Annotated in this window: 3 protein-coding genes; all 3 read right to left on the reverse strand. The window is 64.9% G+C overall.

Annotation, left to right across the window (positions count from 1 at the left end; all coding sequences use genetic code 11):
- Positions 1-736 (reverse strand): transposase (locus J0H39_00025; GenBank protein ID MBN9495111.1); only part of this gene is annotated, 736 nt, incomplete at its 3' end.
- 74 nt (positions 737-810) lie between these two features.
- On the reverse strand, positions 811-1155 hold the full coding sequence (gene tnpB, locus J0H39_00030; GenBank protein ID MBN9495112.1) for an IS66 family insertion sequence element accessory protein TnpB: 345 nt from the start codon (positions 1153-1155) through the stop codon (positions 811-813).
- Positions 1152-1523: a transposase gene (locus J0H39_00035; GenBank protein ID MBN9495113.1), complete on the reverse strand. Its 372-nt coding sequence runs from the start codon at positions 1521-1523 to the stop codon at positions 1152-1154. Before J0H39_00035 ends, tnpB begins: the two co-directional genes overlap by 4 nt.
- Positions 1524-1630 lie beyond the last annotated feature (107 nt).

The following is a 1630-nucleotide window of genomic DNA, read 5'->3' on the forward strand; positions in this document are numbered from 1 at the left end:
CGTAATCGGCCAGAGGCATGAGCTCGTAGCCGACCTTGCCCATCCATTGCGCCATCAGCGACCGGCTCAGCTCGACCTTGTCGCGGGCATAGATCGCCTCCTGTCGATAGAGCGGCAGGCCATCGGCATATTTGGAGACCGCGATCTGGGCCAGCAGCGCCTCACTCGGGATGCCGCTTTCGACCAGATGGGCCGGCGCCGGTGCCTGGATTACGCCATCACGCCCCCGGAAGGCGTATTTCGGGCGGCGGGTCACGATCACCCGGAACTTCGCCGCCGTCACGTCGAGGCGCTCCGAGATGTCCTCGCCGATCAGCACCTTTTCCAAGCCTTCGCAGCCGGGTGGGATCTCCGGCTCGATCACCCGCTCGACCCGTTCCAGATGCGGCGCAAATCCCTTCCGAGGCCGCGGAGCGCGCTTCGGGCGATCCGGATCGGCCGCTTGCAGTTCCTCCTGGATCACTGCCAGGCCCGTCTCGATCTCGTCGAGCACGAAGGCATACTGGTCGTCATCCAGCACCGCGCCGCCCAGCCGCTCCGAGCGCCGGCCGTAACGCGCTCGCTCCAGCATCTTCACGATCGCCGTCAGCGCCGCGATCCGCTCCTCGGCCGCCTTATTCACGGCCTGCAGATGATGGCTGCGCTCTTCAAGGCGGGCCGACTGCGCTGCCATGGTGAGAACCATCGCCTTGAGCGCTTCGATGTCGTCCGGAAGCTCTGGAATGGCCGCGGTCATCACCGCGATCACAGCACAGGCAGGCGCGTTTTTCCAAGCCGTTCAAAGGCCTGATTCACTTTGCCACAGACCGCTCATCCCAATGCTTGCGGCCGTCGGACCGAGGCCGAGCGAACCTTCTTCCAGTCCATTCCGTCGACCAGCGCCAGCAACTGGGCATGGTTCAGCCGGACCCGCGACGCCGACACCGGCGGCCAGCAGAACCGCGTCGTCTCGATCGTCTTGGCGTAAAGGCAGACCCCGCTGCCATCCCACCAGACGATCTTCACCCGGTCGGCTCTTTTAGAACGGAACACGTAAAGCGCCCCGTTGAAGGGATCGACGCCGCCGTCGCGCACAAGCGCCATCAACGACAGCGGCCCCTTGCGGAAGTCGACCGGCGTGCTCGCAACGTAAACCGCCACACCCGACGGGATCATGCCTGACGAACCGCCCGCAGCACCGCCGCAAGATGGTCACTCGTCACATCGGGGCCGGCACGGACCACGATGTCGCCGATCACGATCTCAACCAGCGCACTGCGGGCTGCTTCGTAGCGCGTGAAGCTCAGCGGCGGGTCACCTTCGGCTGCAGGCGCGACAGCGCCGCTGGCCAATGCCTGCCGCCGCCAGCCGAACAACTGCGACGGCGCCATCCCGGCCCGGCGGGCGATCGCCGAAACATTCGCCCCAGGAGCAAAAGTCTCCGCGACGAGCCGCGCCTTCGCTTCATCCGACCAGCCCCTACGTCCCCGCAACGGCCGGGCCTCCAGAGCCTCGATCACATGACAATTTCTGTCATCAGGCATAGGCGTAGATATAGAAATTTCCATCAGCAGATCCTTCGACTCCAAACGGCACGAAGAATCTCAGATCAGAGCCAGAACCGCTACGCGGTGGCCCCTTGGCGCTTACG

Source organism: Alphaproteobacteria bacterium (assembly GCA_017308135.1).
Taxonomy (GTDB): Bacteria; Pseudomonadota; Alphaproteobacteria; order CACIAM-22H2; family CACIAM-22H2; genus Tagaea.